At 65.9% G+C, this 2,575-nt stretch carries 2 protein-coding genes and 1 pseudogene; 1 reads left to right on the top strand and 2 read right to left on the bottom strand.

Annotated elements, in window-relative coordinates:
* Positions 1-228 precede the first annotated feature (228 nt).
* Positions 229-360: pseudogene (locus ABZ904_RS51025) on the top strand (oxidoreductase); the annotation flags it as partial.
* A gap of 206 nt (positions 361-566) precedes the next feature.
* On the opposite strand, the gene ABZ904_RS51020 reads toward ABZ904_RS51025, so the two are convergent.
* Both ABZ904_RS51020 and ABZ904_RS51015 read right to left on the bottom strand, forming a co-directional pair.
* Positions 567-1,151, bottom strand: a complete 585-nt coding sequence (locus ABZ904_RS51020) for a TetR/AcrR family transcriptional regulator (RefSeq protein ID WP_359402639.1) — start codon at positions 1,149-1,151, stop codon at positions 567-569.
* 315 nt (positions 1,152-1,466) lie between these two features.
* The gene (locus tag ABZ904_RS51015; protein WP_361000451.1) at positions 1,467-1,895 is read right to left on the bottom strand and encodes an ATP-binding protein; all 429 of its coding nucleotides are present in this window, start codon (positions 1,893-1,895) and stop codon (positions 1,467-1,469) included.
* Positions 1,896-2,575 lie beyond the last annotated feature (680 nt).

Genomic DNA, 2,575 nt, shown 5'->3' with positions numbered 1-2,575 from the left:
GTGAGCGACGTGCACTACGTCGCTCACCTCGCCGCGCTGGGCGGTGTGTGCTCGGCGGTGTGCGGGTCCGTGGCGGCGCCCCGCCATGTGTGCAGACCGCCATGTGTGCAGTCGCAGGCCAACGGATGGCGGCATTGCCGAAGCGCCCGAGCCACGCGAGGCGAAGGCATGCGCAATGTGACGTGGACCAGTGGCTTCTGGTCCGAGGAGCCCCTGGGGGATGAATACGTGAACTCTGAATCACCGGAGGGCCGGGGTGCTCCTGTCGGGCGGAGGGTCTTCCTCGGCATGCTCGGGCTGGGTGCGCTCGGCGTCGTCGCCGCCCCCGCTCTGCAGCGTGGCACGGAAGCGTTGCTCGGCGGAACGGCTGGAAGTGGGCCGAGCGGGAGTACCCGCTTTGGCGGCCCTGACCGAAAGCCGACACACTGACCGGCACGTCCGGCGCGGGACCGGCAGGCAGGCTGTGAGGTCCGGTCGTGGGGCTGTGAGGTCCGGTCGTGGGACATGGCCGGAGTGCCCGCCGTTCAGTTGGCGGACGGGGCGGCCGCGCAGGACGACGCGGCCGGTCAGGCGGAGCGGGTCCGCAGGATGCCCTCGACGCCCTGCAGGAAGGTCTCGGAGACCAGTTCTGGGTCGGACAGACAGCCGGAGGCCATGGCGCCGTCCCGGAGCATGACGAGATGCCGGCCGGCGGGTCCGGCGGGTGTGTCGCCTGTCTGGGCCAGCAACCCCGTGACGGTCTCCTTGAACCACTGCCGGTGGGCCAGGACGGCTCGGTGGACCGGATGGTCGGGGTCGGGGTATTCGGCCGCAGCGTTGAGGAAGGCGCATCCGCGGAATCCTGGGTACTGGATACCTGCGGCGATGGTCTGGCAGATGGCCCGGATCTTGTCGGCCGCCGACTGTTCGCGTGCCTGAGCGGCCTCGGCCTGCGCCCGGAGATCCCGGTCGGTCTGGTCGAGGTACGCGAGGACGAGGTCTTCCTTGCCCGTGAAATGCCGGTACAGCGTGGCACGGGTGACCTGCGCCTCCGCAACAATGCGGTCGACGCCAACGGAGTGGATTCCCTCCGTGTAGAAGATCCTGGTCGCCGTGCTGAGAAGCCGCGATCGCGCTTCCGACGTGCCGCCTTCTTTCGTCCTCTGGCTCATACGCCCAGGTTAGCGAATGGCGGGAGAGAACGATCGGTCTAGCCCTGTTGGTCGCTCGGCGGCGTCGTAGACCCGCTCTACCTTCGATGCCCAGGGACGCGATCTGGTCCCCGCTCGGAGGAAGACGGCGGTGCCGGGCCAAGGCCACGGTAAACGCACCGGCTGCGGGCTGGAGTTGGCAGACGTGTCCCCAAGTGCACGCGGGAAGGAACGCCCAGCTCGCACCGTGCCGCAGCATGCATTACGCGGTGGATGCGGGACGCATGCTGCCCATCACGGCCACCAGAAGGTGCGGCCTTGAGCTCCAGCCTGCGCTTAGGCCCCCGCCCCGCCCTCGGCCCGCCTCGAGTGATCAAGGAATGCGGCCCAGGCCGAGTAGCCGTCCTCACTCACGCCCCAGCGATGCGCGAGACTTGCGACGATCATCAGACCCCGCCCCCTCGGGTCGTCCTCATGGGGGTTGCGAATTTGGGGAGACGTGGGATTGCAGTCGGACACTTCGACCGTCACTTTGCCGGCCATCTCCGTCATCCTCAGCTCGACCCGTCCGGTACCGTGCTCTATCGCGTTGGAGACCAGTTCGGATACGGTCAGCCGCACATCTTCGGCAAGTGACTCATCTATGTCCCAGAGTTGCATGATCGCGAATGCGGTGTTCCGTGCCTGAGGCACTAGGGCGAGCTCGGGAGCGATTGTCGCCTCGAAAAGGCGACGTGATTGCGTAAGGATCATGGTGGAGGGCATTGCGGATCCTTTCGTTCCTCAGGCCGTCGAGGCGCAATACGCAGAGATTGGGGATGTCCTACGGCTGGCAATGACCTGTATGTAGCGTTCACTATAATACCTGGAGAAGCTACAAGCTAGAGATGTCGGCGTTACGAAATCCTCCCCACCGCCGAGAGAGCCACCAAGCCGTCGGATGTGCTTCAGGTGATCAAGAGGCCGGCGAGGAAGAGGGAGACTTCATCGGGCCTTCCGTGGGTGCCTCCGCGTTCAGGCGGGGGAAAGAAGGGACTCCTGCGGAGCAGGGCGGGGAGCTGTGACCGGCCGCCGGGGCGGAACGCAGTTGCCTGACCCTAATTCTGATCTTTACGAGTGGCGTCATCAGTTTGTGAACCTGGCCGTCAAGCACCTGAAGTGGGCGTTCAAGGACCGCTTCAGGTGCGACGGATGCGCAGGCAGCCGAGCTGTCGCACGTGGGGATGCCTGCGAAATGGCCTGCAACTCCGTCCTTGCCGCCCGGCCGAGGCGTAGACGCGGAAGGAATAGGTCGACTACAACTCCAATGGCCTCTCGTCGGTGCGGTCGTAGCAGACTCTGCGGCACTGTCATTGGCCTCGATTCGTCTGTGGTCTGACGTTGCCGCCGTGAACGGCTGGGTGCCCGATATATCCCTTGCCGTGCGGGGACGGGTCGTCGCATGC

It is taken from the genome of Streptomyces sp. NPDC046900, assembly GCF_040644975.1.
Taxonomy (GTDB): Bacteria; Actinomycetota; Actinomycetes; order Streptomycetales; family Streptomycetaceae; genus Streptomyces.
This window is presented reverse-complemented; position numbering and strand designations above follow the sequence as displayed.

What these genes read in the sequence shown, in the direction of transcription:
- ABZ904_RS51015 (WP_361000451.1), bottom strand. Translation starts at nt 1,895, where the DNA reads ATGCCCTCCACCATGATCCTTACGCAATCACGTCGCCTTTTCGAGGCG.
- ABZ904_RS51020 (WP_359402639.1), bottom strand. Translation starts at nt 1,151, where the DNA reads ATGAGCCAGAGGACGAAAGAAGGCGGCACGTCGGAAGCGCGATCGCGG.